The organism is Eubacterium sp. 1001713B170207_170306_E7, from assembly GCF_015547515.1.
GTDB lineage: Bacteria > Bacillota > Clostridia > Eubacteriales > Eubacteriaceae > Eubacterium.
Genome location: NZ_JADMVE010000002.1, coordinates 177657 through 196474 on the forward strand (window position 1 = coordinate 177657; position 18818 = coordinate 196474).

Annotated in this window: 20 protein-coding genes; 19 read left to right on the forward strand and 1 reads right to left on the reverse strand. The window is 54.6% G+C overall.

All coding sequences use genetic code 11. From position 1 onward, the window contains the following. Positions 1-13 precede the first annotated feature (13 nt). Positions 14-1774: an EAL domain-containing protein gene (locus I2B62_RS06170; RefSeq protein ID WP_195268119.1), complete on the reverse strand. Its 1761-nt coding sequence runs from the start codon at positions 1772-1774 to the stop codon at positions 14-16. 216 nt (positions 1775-1990) lie between these two features. Between I2B62_RS06170 and I2B62_RS06175 the strand changes: the two genes are divergently transcribed. The 19 genes from I2B62_RS06175 to I2B62_RS06265 all read left to right on the forward strand — a co-directional run bounded on the left by I2B62_RS06175 (position 1991) and on the right by I2B62_RS06265 (position 18786). Beyond that, entirely contained in the window at positions 1991-2740 is a 750-nt protein-coding gene (locus I2B62_RS06175) for a hypothetical protein (protein WP_195268120.1), read from the forward strand. A gap of 106 nt (positions 2741-2846) precedes the next feature. Then, entirely contained in the window at positions 2847-3320 is a 474-nt protein-coding gene (locus I2B62_RS06180; RefSeq protein ID WP_195268121.1) for a phage antirepressor KilAC domain-containing protein, read from the forward strand. Further along, entirely contained in the window at positions 3317-3970 is a 654-nt protein-coding gene (locus I2B62_RS06185) for a hypothetical protein (protein WP_195268122.1), read from the forward strand. Before I2B62_RS06180 ends, I2B62_RS06185 begins: the two co-directional genes overlap by 4 nt. Next, positions 3970-4143, forward strand: coding sequence for a hypothetical protein (locus I2B62_RS06190; protein WP_195268123.1), 174 nt, complete (start codon positions 3970-3972; stop codon positions 4141-4143). The genes I2B62_RS06185 and I2B62_RS06190 overlap by 1 nt, the downstream gene beginning before the upstream one ends. A gap of 1 nt (position 4144) precedes the next feature. Further along, complete coding sequence (locus I2B62_RS06195; protein WP_207735960.1) at positions 4145-4405, forward strand: helix-turn-helix transcriptional regulator; 261 nt, start codon at positions 4145-4147, stop codon at positions 4403-4405. 37 nt (positions 4406-4442) lie between these two features. After that, positions 4443-4676, forward strand: coding sequence for a hypothetical protein (locus I2B62_RS06200; RefSeq protein ID WP_195268124.1), 234 nt, complete (start codon positions 4443-4445; stop codon positions 4674-4676). 38 nt (positions 4677-4714) lie between these two features. Then, on the forward strand, positions 4715-4951 hold the full coding sequence (locus I2B62_RS06205) for a DUF2922 domain-containing protein (protein WP_195268125.1): 237 nt from the start codon (positions 4715-4717) through the stop codon (positions 4949-4951). 23 nt (positions 4952-4974) lie between these two features. After that, positions 4975-5586 carry a D-Ala-D-Ala carboxypeptidase family metallohydrolase gene (locus I2B62_RS06210; protein ID WP_195268126.1) on the forward strand — a complete coding sequence of 204 codons (612 nt, stop codon included), beginning with the start codon at positions 4975-4977 and terminating at the stop codon, positions 5584-5586. 151 nt (positions 5587-5737) lie between these two features. Then, complete coding sequence (locus tag I2B62_RS06215; RefSeq protein WP_195268127.1) at positions 5738-7687, forward strand: prealbumin-like fold domain-containing protein; 1950 nt, start codon at positions 5738-5740, stop codon at positions 7685-7687. A gap of 396 nt (positions 7688-8083) precedes the next feature. After that, positions 8084-9571 (forward strand): sensor domain-containing diguanylate cyclase, encoded by a 1488-nt coding sequence (locus I2B62_RS06220; protein WP_195268128.1) that lies wholly within the window; start codon positions 8084-8086, stop codon positions 9569-9571. Further along, positions 9568-9867, forward strand: a complete 300-nt coding sequence (locus tag I2B62_RS06225; protein WP_195268129.1) for a hypothetical protein — start codon at positions 9568-9570, stop codon at positions 9865-9867. The genes I2B62_RS06220 and I2B62_RS06225 overlap by 4 nt, the downstream gene beginning before the upstream one ends. A 178-nt stretch (positions 9868-10045) precedes the next feature. After that, the gene (locus tag I2B62_RS06230; RefSeq protein WP_195268130.1) at positions 10046-10711 is read left to right on the forward strand and encodes a hypothetical protein; all 666 of its coding nucleotides are present in this window, start codon (positions 10046-10048) and stop codon (positions 10709-10711) included. An 11-nt stretch (positions 10712-10722) separates the two neighbouring features. Further along, complete coding sequence (locus I2B62_RS06235) at positions 10723-11433, forward strand: hypothetical protein (RefSeq protein ID WP_195268131.1); 711 nt, start codon at positions 10723-10725, stop codon at positions 11431-11433. Between the two features lie 2 nt (positions 11434-11435). After that, positions 11436-12338 (forward strand): MucBP domain-containing protein, encoded by a 903-nt coding sequence (locus I2B62_RS06240; protein WP_195268132.1) that lies wholly within the window; start codon positions 11436-11438, stop codon positions 12336-12338. A 320-nt stretch (positions 12339-12658) separates the two neighbouring features. After that, positions 12659-13759, forward strand: a complete 1101-nt coding sequence (locus I2B62_RS06245; protein ID WP_195268133.1) for a BTAD domain-containing putative transcriptional regulator — start codon at positions 12659-12661, stop codon at positions 13757-13759. Positions 13760-13778: 19 nt separating this feature from the next. Then, positions 13779-14216 (forward strand): hypothetical protein, encoded by a 438-nt coding sequence (locus I2B62_RS06250; protein WP_195268134.1) that lies wholly within the window; start codon positions 13779-13781, stop codon positions 14214-14216. Positions 14217-14379: 163 nt separating this feature from the next. Next, positions 14380-17409, forward strand: coding sequence for a vWA domain-containing protein (locus tag I2B62_RS06255; RefSeq protein WP_195268135.1), 3030 nt, complete (start codon positions 14380-14382; stop codon positions 17407-17409). Between the two features lie 134 nt (positions 17410-17543). Beyond that, positions 17544-18113 carry a signal peptidase I gene (locus I2B62_RS06260; protein WP_195268136.1) on the forward strand — a complete coding sequence of 190 codons (570 nt, stop codon included), beginning with the start codon at positions 17544-17546 and terminating at the stop codon, positions 18111-18113. Then, positions 18091-18786 (forward strand): hypothetical protein, encoded by a 696-nt coding sequence (locus I2B62_RS06265; RefSeq protein WP_195268137.1) that lies wholly within the window; start codon positions 18091-18093, stop codon positions 18784-18786. Before I2B62_RS06260 ends, I2B62_RS06265 begins: the two co-directional genes overlap by 23 nt. Positions 18787-18818: the final 32 nt, after the last annotated feature.

Below are 18818 nucleotides of genomic sequence, written 5' to 3' on the forward strand. Positions count from 1 at the left end.
CAACGGGAAAGCCTTACAGCGTTTCCCTGCCAAAGGTCAGCTTCTCAAATTCCGGGATGGGCACCGGACGGGAGAACACGTAGCCCTGGAGCATATCGCACCGGGATTCCTTTAAAAATTCGGCCTGGTCCGGGGTTTCCACACCCTCTGCCACCGTGGACATGGAGAGCTTTTCAGCCAGGTCGATCACCGAGGTCACCACGTCCCGCTCCCTGGGGTTATCGGCGTTCTGCGAGGTGAAGAACGCCCGGTCCAGCTTGAGCGTGTCCATCTGCAGGTCCTTGAGCAGGTTGAGGGAGGAGTAGCCGCTGCCGAAGTCGTCCATGGAGCAGCGGTAGCCCCGCCGGTGGATCTGGTCGATGACCTGAAAGAGCACGTCCGGGCTGGTGAAAACCAGGGTTTCGGTCAGCTCGATCTCCAGCAGCTCGGGCGGCACCCCGTACTTTTTCCGGATGGCCTCATAGGCGTCGAGGAAGTCGGCGTGGGCCAGGTGCGCCCGGGACATGTTCACCGAGACGGGCACCGGGGTCAGTCCCCTGTCCAGCCAGCGCCGCAGCAGGATACAGACCTGCTCGAACACGTACAGGTCCACCTCCACGATAAAGCGGTTCTTCTCAAAGAAAGGGATAAACTCGTCGGGCGGGATCAGCCCCCGCTCGGGGTCCAGCCAGCGCACCAGCGCCTCGGCCCCGGAGATTTTGTCGTCCTTTAAGGACAGCTTGGGCTGCAGGTAGACCACGAACTCGCCGTTTTTTAAGGCATCCTGCATGCGGTTTTCCATGTCCTTTTCGCGCATGAGCTTCAGGCGGTCCAGGTCCGAGTAGAACTGGCAGGCGAACAGGCGGCTGTCGCCCGCGTCCTTCACGTTTTTCAGCGCCACGTTGGCCCGGTCCAGCTGCTGTGTGAGCGGCAGGGACGGGTCCAGCACCGGGTAGATGCCAAAGGCCATAGAGAGGAAATACTTCCGCTCCAGGCCCTCGTTAAAGCGGTTGATCTCCCGCGCGAACAGCTCCAGCCGGTTGATGATTCTGGGCTTGTCCGCGTTGTGCAGCAGCAGGCAGAAATTGTCCGCCGCGGAGCGCGTCACGTATTCGTCCTCCCGCAGGCCGCGGGCGAGCACCTCGTAAATGTAGCGCAGGGTCTGGTCGCCCATCTCGATACCGAAGAGGTCGTTGATGAGCTTGAACTTGCGGATATCCATGGAGACCAGCACATAAGCCCCCGGGGCGCCCTCAAGGATGGCGCCGCCCGCGTCCATGTCAAACTTGGAGCGGTTGGGGCCCCTGGTCAGCGGGTCCACAAAGGCCAGCTCCAGCAGCTTTTTATTGCTGCGGTCCAGGGCCTGCTGCTGCTCCACATAGTCCGTCATATCCGTCATGACCGTGTAGGCCACCGGAAAGCCGCTGATGACCTCGTCGGTGAAAACACCCACCAGCTTGACCCACATGAGCCGGCCGCTTTTGTGGTGCATGCGGGCCAGCACCTCGTAGCTGGTGTGGCCCGCGTCGATGGCCTTCATGACCTCCTTCAGGATGGCCTCCCAGTCCTCGGGGTTTCGCTGAAAATAGGTGTCCGGCTGGTTGTGAAACAAGGCCTCATACTCATCTTTGGGATAGCCGATGAGCTCGTAGTAGTAGGGATTCGCGCTGATGAGCGTAAAGTGTTCATCCAGCAGATGCCGGCTCACGCTGACCCTCAGAGCGCTCATAAGCATGTTGTACTCGTTGTCGGGCGGGATATCGTAATGTTCAAGAACCTGCTTGTTATCTGACATTTTGAACTTCCTTTTCTTTGTTTTTTAAATGTTAGTAATTATTCCTATTTTACCACTGTTTTAAAGTGAAAGCAATGAGAAAACCATATATGACAAAGGAAAGAATAAAAAAATTACATTAAAAATGGATTTTTATTTTCAAAGGAGTTAAAATAGAAGTGAGAGGAGGGATTTATCATTGCAAAATTCGTAAACCGCTATTATCAGGAGGTCCTTGTGGAGGCCGGGGAGGGCATCATCCACGCCATGCCAAAGGTGCCCGGCCACGCCAACCGCTGGCGGCTGCACGGCTACTGGATGGAGCACGGGACCATGCCCCAGGTGATCCGCTGCAGACCCGAGGAGCCGCTGCACTGCGAGAACCGCGTGGTCTACAAGACCACTAAAAAGCAGACAAGGCCCAGAACGCAGGTCTGCGGCGCAGCCCTGACCTACAACAGCAGCGAGCTGCGGGGCCCCACCGAGGTGGACGGCGTGCCCACCTTTTTCATGATCGAGGTGCACAGCTGCCCGGACTGCGCCCGGCGCAGACGGGCCGACCCCAGCTTCACCGGGCAGGTGCACCACCGGATCCTGACCGCCGACATGGTCAAGTACCGCTCCCACCTGTCAGGCGTGTATGAGGATATTATTCTGGAGGGTATCGAGCCCGGACGCACTGTGGCCCTGCCCTTCAGCGAGGAGCACGCCTGCCGGCTTAAAAGGCAGTTTAAGACCCTGATCGCCCAGGCGAGAGCGTTCGTGAGCGCCCTGTGCGCCCCGGTGCTGCCGCCTTTTTACAATGTGCCGGCGGGCGTCCGGCGGGACCGGCGCGACAGCGGCCGGGAGCAGCAGGCCCGGAGCGTGGCCTACGCCCAGGCCTTTACCGCCAGGCGGCCGGGTGCGCCGCTGATGAGGGGCTGGTACAGCCGCCTCCTCCAGTTTTTCGCAGATGTCAATGGGGACGGAGCCGCCGTCCCCGGATAAAAAAAACGCGGTTCTCAACGGATTGTTCCTGTTTTCAGCCTCCCGGCTCAGGTACCCTGTAGATACACCCAAGCGGTGAATCTGAAATCTGCAAGGAGGCAATAATATGCAGAAGAAATCAACACCAGAATCGTTGGAAACGTTCTTGACAGGGGGCTTGTTTACTGCGCCCGAAAACCGGGAAATCCCCGCGGCCGAGGCCCTGGCCCTCCGGCTCATCGAGGCCGCCGGCCTCATCACCACCCTGGCCGCGGACGCCCGCTTCGCCAGGGAAGCCCTGGGCAGCTGCGGGGTCTTTCCCGTCAGCGAGATCGCCGCGGATTACGGCTACAGTGCCCGGGCCTTTAACCTTCTGCTCTGCGACCAGGGCATCCAGTATAAGCGGGGCCAGCGCTGGTACCTGTACGGCTGCTACCAGGGCCAGGGCTATACCGCCACCAAAATCACAGCCCGGGAGATCGGCGGGCGGGCCCGGGCCTTCAGCGGCATGCAGTGGACCGTGAAAGGGCGGCGCTTTCTCTACGAGCACCTGCGGGCCCAGGGCATTGAGCCCACCGCGCGGAAAGAGGCGCGGCCATGAACTATCTCACCGAGCACCTGAGCTTTTACGCCTGGCTGAAGCAGAATCCCAGAGGCACCCCGTTCCAGAGCCTCTGGAACTACCTGCTTGTCCGTAATAACAACGCGGCCATCCGGGGCGAGGACGGCGTCATGTACTGGCCTGTGTGGTTCGGGGTGGACAACAGCGACCTGCGCCGCCTGCTGGACGAACAGGACGCCAAACGCATCTGGGAACACCGCCGCAAGCTCATCACCGCAGGGCTCATCGAATACCAGCCCGGTTCCGGGGGCAAAAGCGGCGCTTACGCCCTCATCCCCTTTAACAGGAGCCAGACACGCCTGCAGGTCATTCCCCAGGGCGGCGGCGAAGCCATTACGGTCTGGAACCCGCCGGGAAACAGCCCGGGGACAGCCCTCGGAGCGCTCCTGGAAGCCCAGGCCGAACCGGGCGCAGTGTCTTCTGATTGTAATAATATAAATAATAAATATATAAATATTAAAGAGCCTTACCGGTACGAAGGGGAGCCGCCCGTTCCCTACTTCAACCAGCTGCCCCGTCTCACCACGGAGGAGATGGACCGCCTGAGCGCCATCCATACCGACGAAGCGGCCCTGGTGGAGGCCATGTGGGCGCTTAAGGAGCAGAAAAAGCGGGAGGAGGAGCGCTGATGTGGTACAAAAGAGAGAGCGGCCGTGAGTCCTACAGCTGCCGGGCCCAACTCGTGGTGCAGGAGACCATTTTGGCCGCCAGCCTGGAGGAGGCCGAGCTTCTGTTCGAGGAGCGGCTGGACGCCCTGGAGGATGACCCGGCCCTGCGCGTCCAGGGCATGTGGGTGGAGTGACATGGGCAAGCGCACCGCCAGATGGGCAAGAGCCCACCGCAGCCGCCTGGGCCTCACCCAGCCCCAGCTGGCCGAGGCCGTGGGCGTCAGCCTGAGCACCGTGACCCGGCTGGAGCGGGGCGCCCCGGTGAGGGACTATGTGCTCGAGGATCTGGAAGCCCTGTTTCAGGACGAGCGCCCCGGCGAGACTGGTCAGAATCCGCAGTCCGCCGGGCAGAATCATCACTTCCAGCTGACCATATACCAGGACCTCCTGAGGTGATAAACTGAGAGCATCACAACGAAAGGAGGACAGCCAAATGGCATACGAACAGAACAAGATCAGCCATGACATGAAGATCATCTTCAACTACGGTGAGGTGGGCGGCAGCATCAAGAAAAAGACCAAGACCTACTCCGGCCTCAATATGGACGAGACCGTCGCCACCAGCGAGGCCATCACCCGCACCGGCAAGGCCATCGGCAAGCTCTGCACACCCATCGTGAACGACATCCAGAGCTTTATGGGCTACGACAACAGCGAATCGGCCTAGAGCCCTACGGCAAAATCTGAAAGAAAGGAGAAATGAATATGGAAACCACCACAACCACCAAAGCGCTGGACCTGGAGTTTGAGCTGGAAAGCGGCAAGAGCTTTACCGTCACCTGTCCCGACTATCTGGACGACCTGACCAGAGAGCAGGTCGAGGCCCAGGCCGCCGAGATCATCGCCGCCGGGGCCTTTGCCCCAGAAGGCTCCAACCTCGTCCGCTTCAAGAGCTTTGAGTACATTGACAAGACCACCCGGAAAACCGAAATCGACGCGTAAAAGACGCAGAAAGGCAGAATGCCATGAAAACCGTGAAAACCGTCAAAAGAAGAACCGTTCTGCTGCTCCTGGCAGTCCTGACCGCCGCCGGTATGCTCTACTTTACCCTGGCGCTCAGCTGGGCGCCCGCGCGGCAGAACCCGCCGCCCACCCAGACCGGGGAAGCCCCGCTCCCAGAAACCCCGTCCGAGCCCCCAGCACCGGAGCCGCCCGAGCCCAGCGCCCCGCCCGGGCCCCCGGCCCCGGAAAACCCCGGGCCATCCGGGCAGCCAGAAAGCGGACAGCTTGAGCCGCTGCCCATCATGCTGAGCGCCCACTTCGCCCGGGATGAGTACCGCTGCGACTGCGCAGGCTATTGTGACGGCTTCCCGGCCGAGCCCGAGCCCGAGCTCGTCCAGCGGGTCGAGGCCCTGCGGCAGGCCGTTGGCGCGCCAGTCATCATCACCTCCGGCGTCCGCTGCGGGCCGCGCAACGAGGAGGTGGGCGGCGTGTCCTGGTCCTTTCACAAGCGCGGCGCCGCCGCCGACCTCTACAGCCCCGGCGTACCCGTCGGCACCCTGGCCGCCCTGGCAAAGGACTGCGGCCTGAACATCCTGCCCTACTACAGCAGCGGGTACGTGCATGTGGAGATATGAGAAAACCCCCGGAAAAGCGCCGGGGGTTTTTTAACTGGCCAGGTGTCACACCCGTGTCAACCTTTTCCCGTGAAACTTAGAATATACGATTGTTTTAACTTTGAGCGTTATTTATAATAAGAGTAAAAAACCAAATAAGGAGCTTGCAATTATGAGACAATACTTTAAGCGTTTGGCGAAGAAAATGATGACGCTTGCGTTTGCCCTGTTATTCACCATTGGTACAATGCCGGCAGCCCTCGCCGAGAGCGGGGATTCAAAGGATTTAACCAGCCTTCTTACCGATTTACATGTCGATATGAGCCTGAAGCGGGCCGACAGCACCATAGTGCCCATCATAGTGGATAATGAGAAGGACCCGAACTTTAACGAAACCCTGGTTTCCGGCAGTACGGTCCTTTTAGGCATTACCTGGACCCTGGACGAAGCGGATTTTTACGGCCAGGTCAAGGCCGGCGACTATTTCGCCATCGACCTTCCCAGCGATTACTTTACCTTCCAGAACACCACCCTGAGCACGCCGCTTGTCTACAACGGCGAAACCCTGGGCCACTGGGGCGTCCGGGACAATAAGATTCAGTTTATTCTGAGCGATACCGGCGCCCAGAAACGCTATATCAAGGGTTATTTTAACGCGAGCGGCACCCTGAAGGTTACCGAGCCCGGCGATATCGAGATCGAGATCGGCAACGTGACCCTGCCGCCAATTCCGGTGGAGCCCTCCACGCCGCCCACCCCGGACCCGGACGTCGATTTTCCCTTTGAGAACTCCACTGCGCCCGCTCAAAAGCTGATTTCCAAAAACGGCTTTACCTACGCAGGCTCCGAGTCCATTACCTGGAATATCCCGGTCAATTACGACACGATGGTCGCCGCCGCCGTACACACCAGCCCTCCTGTCACACCGCTGAAAAACGCCGTGGTCGAGGATACCCTGGAAAAAGACCAGACCATCCAATCCGTCAGCATTCAGTCCGTGGTCTATCGGCCGCGGAACGCCCTCGGAGAGCTCAGCCTCGAGTGGGGCGCCACCATCACACTCACCGACCAGTTCACCGAGCTCAACCAGGTAGACGGTGAGAGCCAGGATGCCTTTAAGGCCCGGGTCAAGGGGTACGGCTCGCCCGCCTACGGCGTCAGTACCGATCAAAAATACCTGATCATCAGCCTGGGTGACGTGCCCGGAAACGGCGTGAGAATGGCGGAGGATGATACTGCCCTGCGCGCGCGGTTCAAGAGAAGCAACAGCCGCCTCACCGACGCCGAGCTCGACGCCATGGTTAAATCCTGGGGAAGCGGCGGCGCCGCGGGGGGCGAAGTCGTCGGCTATTACATCGTCATCCAGGCCGAGAATGGCCGCGCCCATGAGCAGTACAGCAATACCGCCACCCTCACCACCACAGACAGCGCCCCGGTAGAGGCCAGCACGTCCGTTAAACTGCAGGATCTGCAGGGCGGCATTGAGGCCGGCGAGCCCCACAGCGTGCGCCTGGAAAAACGGAGCGAGGAGGAGGGAACCCTTCTGGAAAACGCCTCCTTCCAGCTGGAAGTGCTGCAAAACGGCCAGTTCGTGCCCTACCAGCCCACAGACGGCGGCGGGCAGACCCGAGCCACCGGCCCGGACGGTGTGGTGGAATTTAAGCAGCTGGGCTCCGGCACCTACCGCTTTGTGGAAACCACCGCGGCCCCGGGCTACGATAAGAACAGCGTGGTCTACAGCCCCGAGACCTTTACCATCAGCACCGCGGACGCCCAGGGCGTCGTGGTCACGGCCACCAACCGGCGGATACCCATAGAGCCGGTTGATCCAGAGCCGCCGGTCGACCCGGAACCCCCGGTTGATCCGGAGCCGCCAGTCGATCCTGAAATCCCGACCGACCCAGAGCCCCCGGTTGATCCCGAAACCCCGGCCAATCCAGAGCCCCCGGCCGAACCAGCCCCTCAGAAGCCGGACACCCCCGGCGGCCAGAGCACTAAAACGGCTGCGCCCGGCACCGCCAACCCCAAAACCGGCCTTGCCGACGTCAGCGCCGCCGCCACCCTGCTCGCCCTTCTGGCAGGCAGCAGCGCCGGACTGATGGCCCTGCGCCGGAAAAAGTAAACCATAGAGAACACAGCAAAGCCCCGGAATACTCCGGGGCTTTTAGCGTGCCCAAAATTCAGGAGACGAAGCCTTTTACCTAAGGAAGAAAAAAGCGTCCTGCGGGCACAGCCCTTGCGCTGGTATCCTCCTCACTAAATATGGATGCGTTATCTCGCCAGTGTCCGGCTGTTCCGTCAAAGCGGTACGGCACCCGGCCGTTTGCAAAAATGCCTGGACCTTTTTTCTTATCTGGATAAAAGGCGCAGTCCCGGCCGCCGCCACCTTTTTGACCACCCCAGGCACCGGAATCATCCGGGGCTTTTTTCTGTCTGTATGACCGTCATATGACCGGCTTTGCTTATAATGAAATTATATTGGGCCGATAGGACCGTTTTGCAGAAAGGAGACAGAGCCGTGAAGCAGCTACAAAGGAAGTCACTCTACCGTTACGCGGCGGCGCTGTTCGCCTTTCTGTGCTACCTGGGCCTCTGCCTGGCCGTGTTTTTCGTCGGTATTCAGCGGGCAGTGGAGCAGAACACCCAGGTCATTCTGGCCGACAACGTGGCCAGACAGAGCAGCCTGATGGTCTCCCTGATGGATATCGAGTTCGAGACCCTGAACGGGCTGGCCGCCTACATCGGCAGCCAGAGCGAAAGCGGGGGCAGCCAGGCCCTCATGAGCGCCATGACCGGCGAGAGCAAGTTCCACCGGATCTCCTATTTCGACCAGGACGGCACCGGCTACTCCAATGAGGGGCCCGTCAGCATGGATGCCCGGAACCGCGACTTTTTTAAAAAGAGCATCCAGGGACAGGATGCCCTGAGCGAGCCTTACGAGAGCCATATGGACAGCGACGCGGGGCAGGAATACGTCGCCCTGTCCGTGCCCGTTTACCGGGACGGGGCCGTCACCGGCGTGCTGGTGGGCAGCTACGACGTGCGCCATATCAGCCAGATCCCCTTCAGCGATCTGTACAGCGGCAGCGGCTATGTCTACATTGTCAACAAGGACGGCAAGGTTATCGCCATGGACAGCCGCTACAGCGGCAATGGGTATTCGGTCGATTTCTATGATTATTACAGCCGGTTTACCTTTGGGCATGGCGCCAGCCTGGACAGTGTAAGGGAGGATTTTGACCGCGGAAGCAGCGGTGTGCACCTGCTCAAAAACAGCAGCGACGCCCTTTACCTGGCCTACGAGCCCATCGGCTATAACGGTTGGTTTCTGTGCTACGTGGTGCCGCAGGAGAGTGCCCAGCAGTCCTACGCCTTTATCCGGGAGTACGAGGTGGCCCTGTCCCTGTTCGTGGTGGCCGGGCTCATCATCCTGCTCTCCGTCATGCAGTACATCAATGTCAAAGACCGGAAGCAGCTCGTGGCCAAAGCCGAGACCGACGCCATGACCGGCCTGCTCAATGCGGTCAGCACCCGGGAGGCCATCAACGGCTGGCTGTCCGGAGAGCAGACCCGGGGCATGCAGGCGCTGATCATGCTGGACATCGATAAGTTTAAGGACGTCAACGACACTTACGGCCACGCGGTGGGCGACGCGGCCCTGCGCCGGTCTGCCGAGCTTCTGAGACAGCATTTCAGGGAGAGCGATGTGGTGGGCCGCGTGGGCGGGGATGAGTTCATCATTTTCATGAAAAACATCCCGGACGGCTGCGTTGTGGAAAAACAGCTTTCCCGGCTGTGCGAGGCCTTCCACAGGCTGCACATCGCCGAAGCCCCCGGGCTGCGGCTCACCTGCAGCGCCGGCGCCGCCCTTGTGCCCGGGGACGGCATGGATTTTGAGAGCCTGTATAAAAAAGCCGACGAAGCCATGTACCGCGTCAAGCGCGGCAGCCGCGACGGCTTCCATATTTATAAGGAACCAGACGACAAGGAGGAGGGAACCCCATGACAAAAAAAGCAAGAAAAATACTGACCGCGCTGGTGCTCCTGCTGGCATTTGGCGCCCTGCCCGTCATGGCGGCCAGCTACAGAGTGAGCGTCAGCAGCGCAGACATCACCCTGAGCATACCCGGCGGAGCCAGGACGCAAGCCGCCGAAACCATCGCGGCCGATCCCGTCCCCCTGGCCGGGCCGGAGAGCGGAAATGACGAGGTTTCCGGCCTGATTATGGCCGGGCTGGGCGCAGTGGCGGTGGCGTCCGTCATCGCCCTGTATATTATCAGGAAAGCCTCCAAAATTGAGTGAGCGCTGCTTGAAAAAGCCTTTTTAAGACCGCGAACGCGGTAAAATAAAGTCATATGGTTTTAAAAATACGCCCGTGTGTGTGACTGCTGTGTGACAACCCCTGCGTATAATCATAGACAAGAGCATAAATTATCGAGGTGAAAACCCTTTGAAGCATCAATATAAGGAGCAAAGTCCAATGAAAAAGAAAAGAAATATCCTGATCATTGTCGCCATTATCGCCATTGTAGCGGCAATCGGCAGCACGATGGCAGCCTTTGTCGCCTCGACAACCACCCAGAAAGACGTGTCTACAGCCAGGCTGGGCATTAAAATTGTCCAGGACCGCGACCAGGACGCCAAGGTGAAAGACCTGGAAACCAGCAGCGACAGCAGCGCCAGTTTCCAGTACGTTGGCGTGCCCGGTGACACCATCGGGGAAAAAATAGCGGTTCAGACCGACGCGGGCAGCAAGGAAAGCTACATCCGCGTGACCATTAACCGCAGCTGGACCGACAAAGACGGCAAGAAAGACTTTAAGCTTTCCCCGGAAGAAATCGGCATCCTGCGCGACAGCAGCAGCTGGCTGGTCAAAGAGGATCCAGAGGAGCCTGAGGTGATCTACTGCTATTACACGAAAAAGGTCAGCGGTGATACCAGGACCGAAAATGTCATGGACAGCTTCACTATTCTAAAAGATAAAGTGACCGAAAGCAGCAATGCCTACACAGGCTACAGCGCCAACATCACCTTTGAGGCCGACGCCATCCAGGCCGAGGCCGCAGACAAAGCCATGCTGGCCGAATGGGGCATCGACCCCAAGTTTGACGCTGCCGGCAACCTGACAGACTACACCGAACAGTAGGAGGAGACCCAATGAAAAAGAAAAGCATCACCCTTTTAATCACGCTGGCGCTCCTGCTTGCTACGGCCCTGCCAGCCTTCGCGTCCGAGACCATTACCTTTAAGGGCGCGTCCGAAAAATTCGTCAGAGACGTGACCGGCAACGCCGAAGATTTTACCGGCATGCTGCCCGGCGAAAGCCGGACGATCAGCCTGACCCTCATCAACGAGGACAGCAGCGAGATGAAATTTTACATGAGCGCCGAGATACTCGACAATATCGCGCGTAAAACCGCGGATTCCCAGGCCGTGTACGACTTTGTCATCAGCAAGAACGGCGTCCCCTTTTTCACCACTGTCATCGGCGGGGGCACCGCCAAAAATACCTCCGCGGGTGAAAAGTATCTGGACGAAAGCAACAACATCCTGTTAGATACCCTGGCCCAGGGCCAGAGCGATGTGATCAGCATCAGACTGGCGCTGGAGGGAAACTCCACTGAAAATAGCTACATGGAAAAAACCGGACAGATACAGCTCGTGTTTACCGCCTCCACACCCGATAACCCCACCGGCGGAAACATCATCGAGCGGCTGGTCCAGACCATCACCAATCCCGGCGCCACAGGCCCCAACACTGGCCTGAATGGCGCGAGCCCTTACATGCTTTTTGCGGGCGCCTGTGTGGTCATCGCCGTGGTCATTATCATCATCCTGATCGTGACACGTAAAAAGAAGGAGGAATAAACATGACAGCTTTTAAGAAAAAAATGAACCGCATTGTGGCCGTCCTCATGACTGCCGCCATGGCCCTGCTGCTCATGGGAACCGCCCTCCCGGCCACCGCCCACGCAAAAGAAGGCAGCTATAACATCGAATTTAAAGCCGGCGCTCAAGGCACCATCAATGGACAAAGCAGTGTTAGCGTGGAAGTGCCCTATGAAGGAACCTTAAGCTTGAATGACATATCGGTAATACCCAATGATTCTGATAAGTATTACTTCACAGGCTGGAATCAGGAAATTGAGTATACAGTTACTAAAAAAGCCACCTATGTGGCTCAGTATGCCAAAATGATCAGCGATACGACATACCGCGTACGTTACTTAGATACCTATGGCAACGAACTGCTAACCCAGAAAGTTGTTCCTGCAAGTGTCGGAGGGAGTGTCACGGTAGATGCCTTGACGATTGAGGGGTATATTGTTGACGCTTTAGCCAAAACCACCATCATCGCCGCCGAAGGCACCGAAATCGACTTTGTCTACACCCCGGCCGACAATCCGGCCTTTGAAACCCAGCCTGGCGTGGTCACCGTGACCGGACAGCCCGGCGACACCGGCACAGCCGCCACTCTGCCCGGAGGTACGGGCGGTACCGGCGGTGCGGGCACCACCACCGGCGGAGGCGGCACCGTTACCCCTGCGGACGGCCCAGGCAATAACCCAACCGAAAACGTCGACCCGAACGATACGCCCCTTTCCCCAGCCGAGGAAGAAAACATTGACCCGAACCAGACCCCGTTAGCCAACGCGGCCAAACAGGTGGGCGGTATGGGCAACCTGATCCTGATCGGCGTGGGCATCCTGGCTCTGCTTGGCGTCATCCTTGCCGCCATCCTTGTGAGACGGAAAAAGAAAGCCCGGCAGTAGAGCGATTCATAAAAAATATTAATAACTTATGAATTTTTTTTGAAAGTGCGCGATTTTAATCGTGCGCTTTTGCTGTTTAAAATTTAATTTTTAAAAGTTAAAACTGTTATTTTGTGGATGATTGACGGTTTGCATTAAAAGAAAAAGTGACGATTTACAAAGCGATAATAAATGCATATAATAGTCATTAAGAATACTAACGAAACCGGAGAGATAATTTAGTGGAACAGAGAAATCCTATGTTAGAGGTTCATATGTTTGGAGGCTTTAGCATAACCGGAGATGGCGCAGCTCTTAACGAGGAGAGCATCCGGTCAGAGATGATGACAAAACTTTTTATTTATATCCTGTGTCACCGCCAGAAGGAAATCACCGTACAGGAGCTGGCAGAAGCCCTGTGGGAGGAAGACGAAAGCGATAACCCCGCCGGCGCCCTGAAAAACCTCATGTACCGCCTGCGCAGCCTGATCAAAAAAACCTGGGGAAGAAACGATTTTATCCTGACCGGGCGCAGCGCGTATATCTGGAACCAGGAGATCCCCGTCAGCCTCGACATCGAAACCTTTGAAAGCAATATCAAAGAGGCCGCCAGACAGACCGATTCCATGGAGAAGATTGCCCTGTACAACGAAGCGGCAGCCCTCTACAAAGGCGCGTTCCTGCCCAAATTCGCCAGCGAATACTGGGTAGCGTCGCAGTCGACCTATTATCACACCACCTACCTGGGTCTTGTGAAAAAGCTGGCCGTGCTCCTGGAAAACGAAGGCCGTTATTCCGAAATGGCCAGCAGCGTGAACCGGGCCATCCAGATCGATAACCTGGACGAAAGCCTGCACTGCTGCTTTATCCGGGCCCTCATGGGACAGGACAACTACAAGCAGGCCATCGAGCACTATCAGGTGGCCGAGAAAACCCTGTACGACTACCTCGGCGTCACCCCGTCCGAAGAGCTTCGGGCGCTTTATGAAACCATCATTAAAAAAACACACCGAAACGAAAGAGACATCACAGCCGTCCAAAACGAGCTGATGGAAGACCGGACCACTGGCGCCTTTGTATGCGAATACGGCGCATTTCAGCGGATTTACCGGCTCCAGGCACGCCAGGGCGAAAGGATGGGAATCTCGATTTTTTTATTATTAGCGACTATTTCAGGTGTTCCGGCATCCCCGGATGGCGAAACCGACCAGGAAATAATCCGCGATGCCATGGTGCATCTGGAAGACGTGCTGCGCAGCTCCCTGCGCTCCGGCGACCCCGTCGCCCAGTACAGCAGTACCCAGTACGTGGCCCTGCTGCCCACCTGCCAGTACGAGACCGCCAAGATGGTAACTGGCCGTATCGAAAAATCCTTTTGGAACAACTATAAAAACAAACAGATTCGACTGCGGTTCGATCTCGATGAACTGCATTACGAGTAAAAAGATATCGGAGCAGAAAATGAAAACACAGACCCTTCCTGTCAACAGCATACGCCTCTGCCTGGATCACTGCGACGGCAGCTTGTTAGACGGTACTATTATCGGGGTGGCCTTGAAAGAGCCTATGACTTTTAAAGGCCTGCGGGCCTTTGTCGCACAGGTCGACGCCGCCTTCGACCAGATCGGAAGGCCTCAGCCCCATCAGATTACCCGCAGCTTCAGGAATGAGGAGGCTAAGCCCTCATCCTATATGGCGAATCCTGAACAATACCATGAGGCAGGAGAAATTCAAGCATGGCTTGGTATGGCTAAAACCTTAGATCTTATTATGCTAACCCGGCACTACACCGAGTGGCAGGGAATCTTAAAAAACGCCGATGGTACTACCGCTGGCCACTTTAACAGCGTTCTGGAGTGTATACGGCTAATCACTCAAGGAGACCACAGCCTGGACTGAGATCAGGATGCGGTCTTACATTTTTTAAATAAAAGCTTTAAAATAAAACGCCTGTGACCATTGTGTGACACCTGGCTGGTATAGTTGAGATACAATAAAGAAAAAGCATAAAAAACAGCCGAGAGGCCGATTAAAATAGAAAAGGCACGAAGGGAGTACCGCCATGAAAAGCGTCAAAAGATTATCCAGATACACATCATTATTACTGATCGCCTTGCTCATGCTTTCAGCATTAAGTCCGGGGATTACTGTTCTTGCAGAGGAAAAAAGCAACGCAGCCCCTAGCAAACTTACTTATGAGGATGACAGCATCAAGGCAGAGCTATATGCGACTGATGGCACAGCACTGCCAACAGATGCTGCGCTAATCGTTAAAACGTTAAATAAGGATAGTCAGGAAGAAGCCGAGAAAGCCCTTTATGCCGAAACGGAAGCAGGGCTAAACGCTAAAGCTGCCGAACAAGGCGCAGCCATCGATGGCTTTGCGGTTTACAGCGTCAGCTTGATAAAAGATAACGAAGATATCACACCGGAAAAGGGGAATTTTTCCCTGAAGCTTAGCTATAAGGAAACAACAGCACCCGAAGCTTATGCGGACAGCCAGAGTACACAGAAAACGGTAGCTTTCTACCAGAAAACAGAGAGTAAAGACGAACAGAGCAACGTCGTTTATACGATGGAAGCCCAGCCAGAAGAAAGCACAGAGATCATTACTGACGCGAATGGAAATGTCGAGACGGTAGAGAGCGAGTTGTCAAACCTGCAGCCAGTAGCACTGACCTGGCAGACCAGTTTAGAGGAAGAACCGGAAATTGCCAACACCGATGAAAACCTTCAGGAAGAGGAAGCAATCGAAGATTCGCAAGACCAGGATACAGAGAAGGACGAAGCGGACGAAAATTTAGGCTACTCGATGCGGAACTACAGCACCGATATACAGGCAGCAGACGTAGATCTGGAAAAAGAGTTGATTTATAGTAAAACAGCCACAGTAAAGGACTGGGACGAGAGAACATATACCATTGATTTAAAAGCACAATCCAAAATCAGCCAGGCCGGCAAGGCGGATGTTATGATGGTTCTTGACCTATCCGGTTCTATGAACTGGACTATGGAGCAAAACAATGTGACTAATGTTAGCAGGGCCGTGGGGGATAATTCCGCTTATTCCGCGATCCGGAATAAGTTGGATCAAACAAAGACTTACTATTATGGTTCAGTACAAGGTAAGCCTAATATTACAAGCGCATTCTATTATAAAAGACCTATGCGGTGTTTTAATGGTACCTGGAAATACTATGATGATTATCGTCAGTTTGGTACCCCTTCCTATCAATGGGTAACCATAGACGATTATGATCGGACAGAAATTTATACCTGGAGCTCACGCTTAACAGCACTGAAAGAATCAGCCAGTCGCTTTGTTTCAACCATCGCTTCAGAATCCCCGGACAGTAAGGTTGGTTTTTCTACTTTTTATGGTACACAATCATATTGGGGAAATACGACGACTGGAACGCTTAACGCACCTCTAAAGACCATTGATGAAAACAGTCTCTTAGAAAGCATTAACAAATTTCAGGCAGACGGGGGAACATCACCGCAATTGGGACTGAACTTAGCGAAAACCGAGCTGGATAAGTATAAAGATGACGGTAATGAGAAGTATGTCGTTTTATTTAGTGACGGCGCGCCATCCGAAGCAACGGATAGAAGTCAAAGCGAGCAGGCGGCTAATCAATTAAGAACTGCCGGCTACACTGTAATTACGATTTGTGTCGGAGATACTAATGGGAAGGTTCCGGGCAGCAACTTAAATACAAGCCAATGGCTGGAACAGAAGATTGCTTCCGATAAATTGAATGACGCGGGAACAAAGACCGGTAAGTGGGCGTATACCGCGCTGACAGAAGAAAAATTAAATGAAATTTTTGATGAGATTCAGAAAGCGATCATCAAGAAAAGTGATTTAACAGCACAGATTACCGATACGATTGATGCGCGCTTTAAACTGGCCGCTGGCGAAAAAGAGCGCTTGACAGCCACTGGCGCAAGTGTGGTGGAAAATAGCGACGGCACAACAACAATCAGCTGGGCAAATCAGACGATACCGCATGAATCAAAACAGCAGGAATGGAAAAACTCAATCGTCGTTCAAGCGAAAGAGGATTATCTCGGCGGAAATGATGTCACAACAAATACGCAGGCTCAGTCAGGAATTGATACTGTTTTTGGGGATGTTTCTTTTACGCCGCCACATGTCAATGTAAAGGCGAGCCTGGGAATCACGGATGCAGAGGACACCATTTTTGCCGGAGAAAAAATGATTACGGCTGAAGAAATCAGGAAAAAATTATTCGATGATAATGTAATTAATCCAAAGTACGGTGTTAATGAAGAACAGTTTACCTTTACATGGTATAGTGACAAGGCGATGAATCAGCCAATCGATCCATCAGTCATAAAGGATACTGAACCGTCAGAAGATACACATTATTACCTGAAAGTCACCTATAATGCGGGGGCTCCGTCAGAAGAAAGTAATTCGAACACGGCTGGCCATATTGCAGGGGGCGGAAGTCATACCGTTGTTGCTGAGAATACGGCAGACGCCTCAAAAAATTATGCGGACTACACGGTTCACGTTGTCAAAGGACAGCTGGTTATTACCAAAACGATTGATGAGCAGTACACGAATGTTGAGAAAATCAATTCCAGCCAGGCCTTTATTTTTAAGATTGAACGGTATGAAGTTGACCGTGATAATCGGAAGGTAGGAGACACTCCGGCTGAAACTTTCTATGAAACCATTAATTTCAACGCAAACGAAAGCAGGAAATCAGCGCATAAAACAATCTCAGGTCTCAAAAAGGGTTATTATACGGTGACGGAGGAAACCAATTGGTCATCGAAGTATGATCAGACAGCGGTTACGGATAATTATAAAGACAGCCCGAAGGATGCCAAAGATTTATTGATCGGTGAACTTCAAAGTGCAGGTACTGCGGCATCTCTGCCAAAATATTACGGTTTGGATAATACCGAGATTAACGGTGAACCGATTTATGTAGATTTTGCCACTGGCGATGCGGCTGCCACTGAGTTTAAGAATACATTAAAAACCAGAGATAAGGGTTGGAAATGGCTTAGTGATACAGCGATAGCCGTCAATCTGTTTGATAAAAGCAACTAAATAATATAATTAAATAAAAAGGCGGTTCCGATAACACGGAGCCGCCTTTTTGCGTGGTTTGTGACCATCCTGTGACTTGACACTGGTATAGTAAAAGCATAGCAGTAAAAAAGACAGAATCGGAGAAAAAGCATATGAAAAAAGTTTACCATGCATTGACAACCGTGCTGCTCATTGTCCTGATACTGGCCGTGGGCGCGCTGTTTTTACCAAGAATTTTAGGAATGACCCCGCTGGCCGTGCTCAGTGGCAGTATGGAGCCCACCTACCACGTCGGCAGCCTGATCTACGTGGCCCAAGCCGACCCGGCCGATGTGCAGGTTGGTGATCCCATCACCTTTAAGATCAGCGACGACACCATGGTAACCCATCGAGTGGTCGCCATCGACACCGAGGCCCAGACCTTCCAGACCAAGGGTGACGCCAACGACAACGTGGACGGCGGCGCGGTGGCCTACCAGAACCTGGTGGGCAAGCCCGTCTTTACCATCCCGTATATGGGTTACGTGGCCTCCTATGCCAATACCACCACGGGCATGATCATCCTCGTAACCATTATTCTTGTGATCCTGGTACTCACCTTCCTGCCTGATCTGCTCATGAAAGCAGACGAAAAGGACAAGAATAAAGAGGAAGATAAAAAGAAAGCGGATTTCAAAAATAAAGAAAGGGGAAAAGAGGATGAACGCAAACATAAAGAATAAAAAAACCATTGTCCTTTTGTCCATTGTTGCGGTCCTGGCTGCCGCACTTGTCGGCTTTACTGTCGCTATGCTTAACCAGCGCAGCCAAGCGGCCACCAACGAATTCAGCGGCGCGACAGTAAATATCGGAGTGGTAGAGAATGGGAAAACGGATGAAGTATATGAAGATGGCGTAAAGGGGAATACAAATCATTTTGACAAAGTTACGGAGAGCTATAGAACAGTGGGGAAGAAGGTCGCCATTAAAAATATTTATAGCGACGATTATCCAACCGCTGCGACCTATGTCCGTGTTCGCTTGGTGCCATGCTTCCGGTATGCAACCACAGACGAAACGAAACACCAGGTCGAAGGTGAGCTTGTCCCTATAGATATGAAAGGACAGGTAACATACAGTGCTTTGGGTGAAAAATGGGTAAAATGGCCTGAAAGCGCCAGTGACGACGATGCATATTACTACTATACTTTACCGCTAGAGCCTAATCAGGTGACAAGTAATCTGATTGAAAGTGTAACCTATAATGGTGAAATCCCTGAAAATGCATACTTTGAGCTGCAAGTTTTAACGGAGGGCGTTTCTGCCAAACAGGAAGGCGCGGCAGCCGATGCCTGGAAGAATATTCCAACATTGGAAAAGCCAGCTCCATCTGCAAACACAAACACGAATGAATAACAATTGAGAACACTCCTTTCGATGGTCACAAA

Bases quoted from the DNA above. Each gene is read 5' to 3' on its own strand.
- I2B62_RS06170 (WP_195268119.1), bottom strand. From the start codon at position 1,774: ATGTCAGATAACAAGCAGGTTCTTGAACATTACGATATCCCGCCCGAC.
- I2B62_RS06180 (WP_195268121.1), top strand. From the start codon at position 2,847: ATGCAGAAGAAATCAACACCAGAATCGTTGGAAACGTTCTTGACAGGG.
- I2B62_RS06185 (WP_195268122.1), top strand. From the start codon at position 3,317: ATGAACTATCTCACCGAGCACCTGAGCTTTTACGCCTGGCTGAAGCAG.
- I2B62_RS06190 (WP_195268123.1), top strand. From the start codon at position 3,970: ATGTGGTACAAAAGAGAGAGCGGCCGTGAGTCCTACAGCTGCCGGGCC.
- I2B62_RS06195 (WP_207735960.1), top strand. From the start codon at position 4,145: ATGGGCAAGCGCACCGCCAGATGGGCAAGAGCCCACCGCAGCCGCCTG.
- I2B62_RS06200 (WP_195268124.1), top strand. From the start codon at position 4,443: ATGGCATACGAACAGAACAAGATCAGCCATGACATGAAGATCATCTTC.
- I2B62_RS06205 (WP_195268125.1), top strand. From the start codon at position 4,715: ATGGAAACCACCACAACCACCAAAGCGCTGGACCTGGAGTTTGAGCTG.
- I2B62_RS06210 (WP_195268126.1), top strand. From the start codon at position 4,975: ATGAAAACCGTGAAAACCGTCAAAAGAAGAACCGTTCTGCTGCTCCTG.
- I2B62_RS06215 (WP_195268127.1), top strand. From the start codon at position 5,738: ATGAGACAATACTTTAAGCGTTTGGCGAAGAAAATGATGACGCTTGCG.
- I2B62_RS06225 (WP_195268129.1), top strand. From the start codon at position 9,568: ATGACAAAAAAAGCAAGAAAAATACTGACCGCGCTGGTGCTCCTGCTG.
- I2B62_RS06230 (WP_195268130.1), top strand. From the start codon at position 10,046: ATGAAAAAGAAAAGAAATATCCTGATCATTGTCGCCATTATCGCCATT.
- I2B62_RS06235 (WP_195268131.1), top strand. From the start codon at position 10,723: ATGAAAAAGAAAAGCATCACCCTTTTAATCACGCTGGCGCTCCTGCTT.
- I2B62_RS06240 (WP_195268132.1), top strand. From the start codon at position 11,436: ATGACAGCTTTTAAGAAAAAAATGAACCGCATTGTGGCCGTCCTCATG.
- I2B62_RS06245 (WP_195268133.1), top strand. From the start codon at position 12,659: ATGATGACAAAACTTTTTATTTATATCCTGTGTCACCGCCAGAAGGAA.
- I2B62_RS06250 (WP_195268134.1), top strand. From the start codon at position 13,779: ATGAAAACACAGACCCTTCCTGTCAACAGCATACGCCTCTGCCTGGAT.
- I2B62_RS06255 (WP_195268135.1), top strand. From the start codon at position 14,380: ATGAAAAGCGTCAAAAGATTATCCAGATACACATCATTATTACTGATC.
- I2B62_RS06260 (WP_195268136.1), top strand. From the start codon at position 17,544: ATGAAAAAAGTTTACCATGCATTGACAACCGTGCTGCTCATTGTCCTG.
- I2B62_RS06265 (WP_195268137.1), top strand. From the start codon at position 18,091: ATGAACGCAAACATAAAGAATAAAAAAACCATTGTCCTTTTGTCCATT.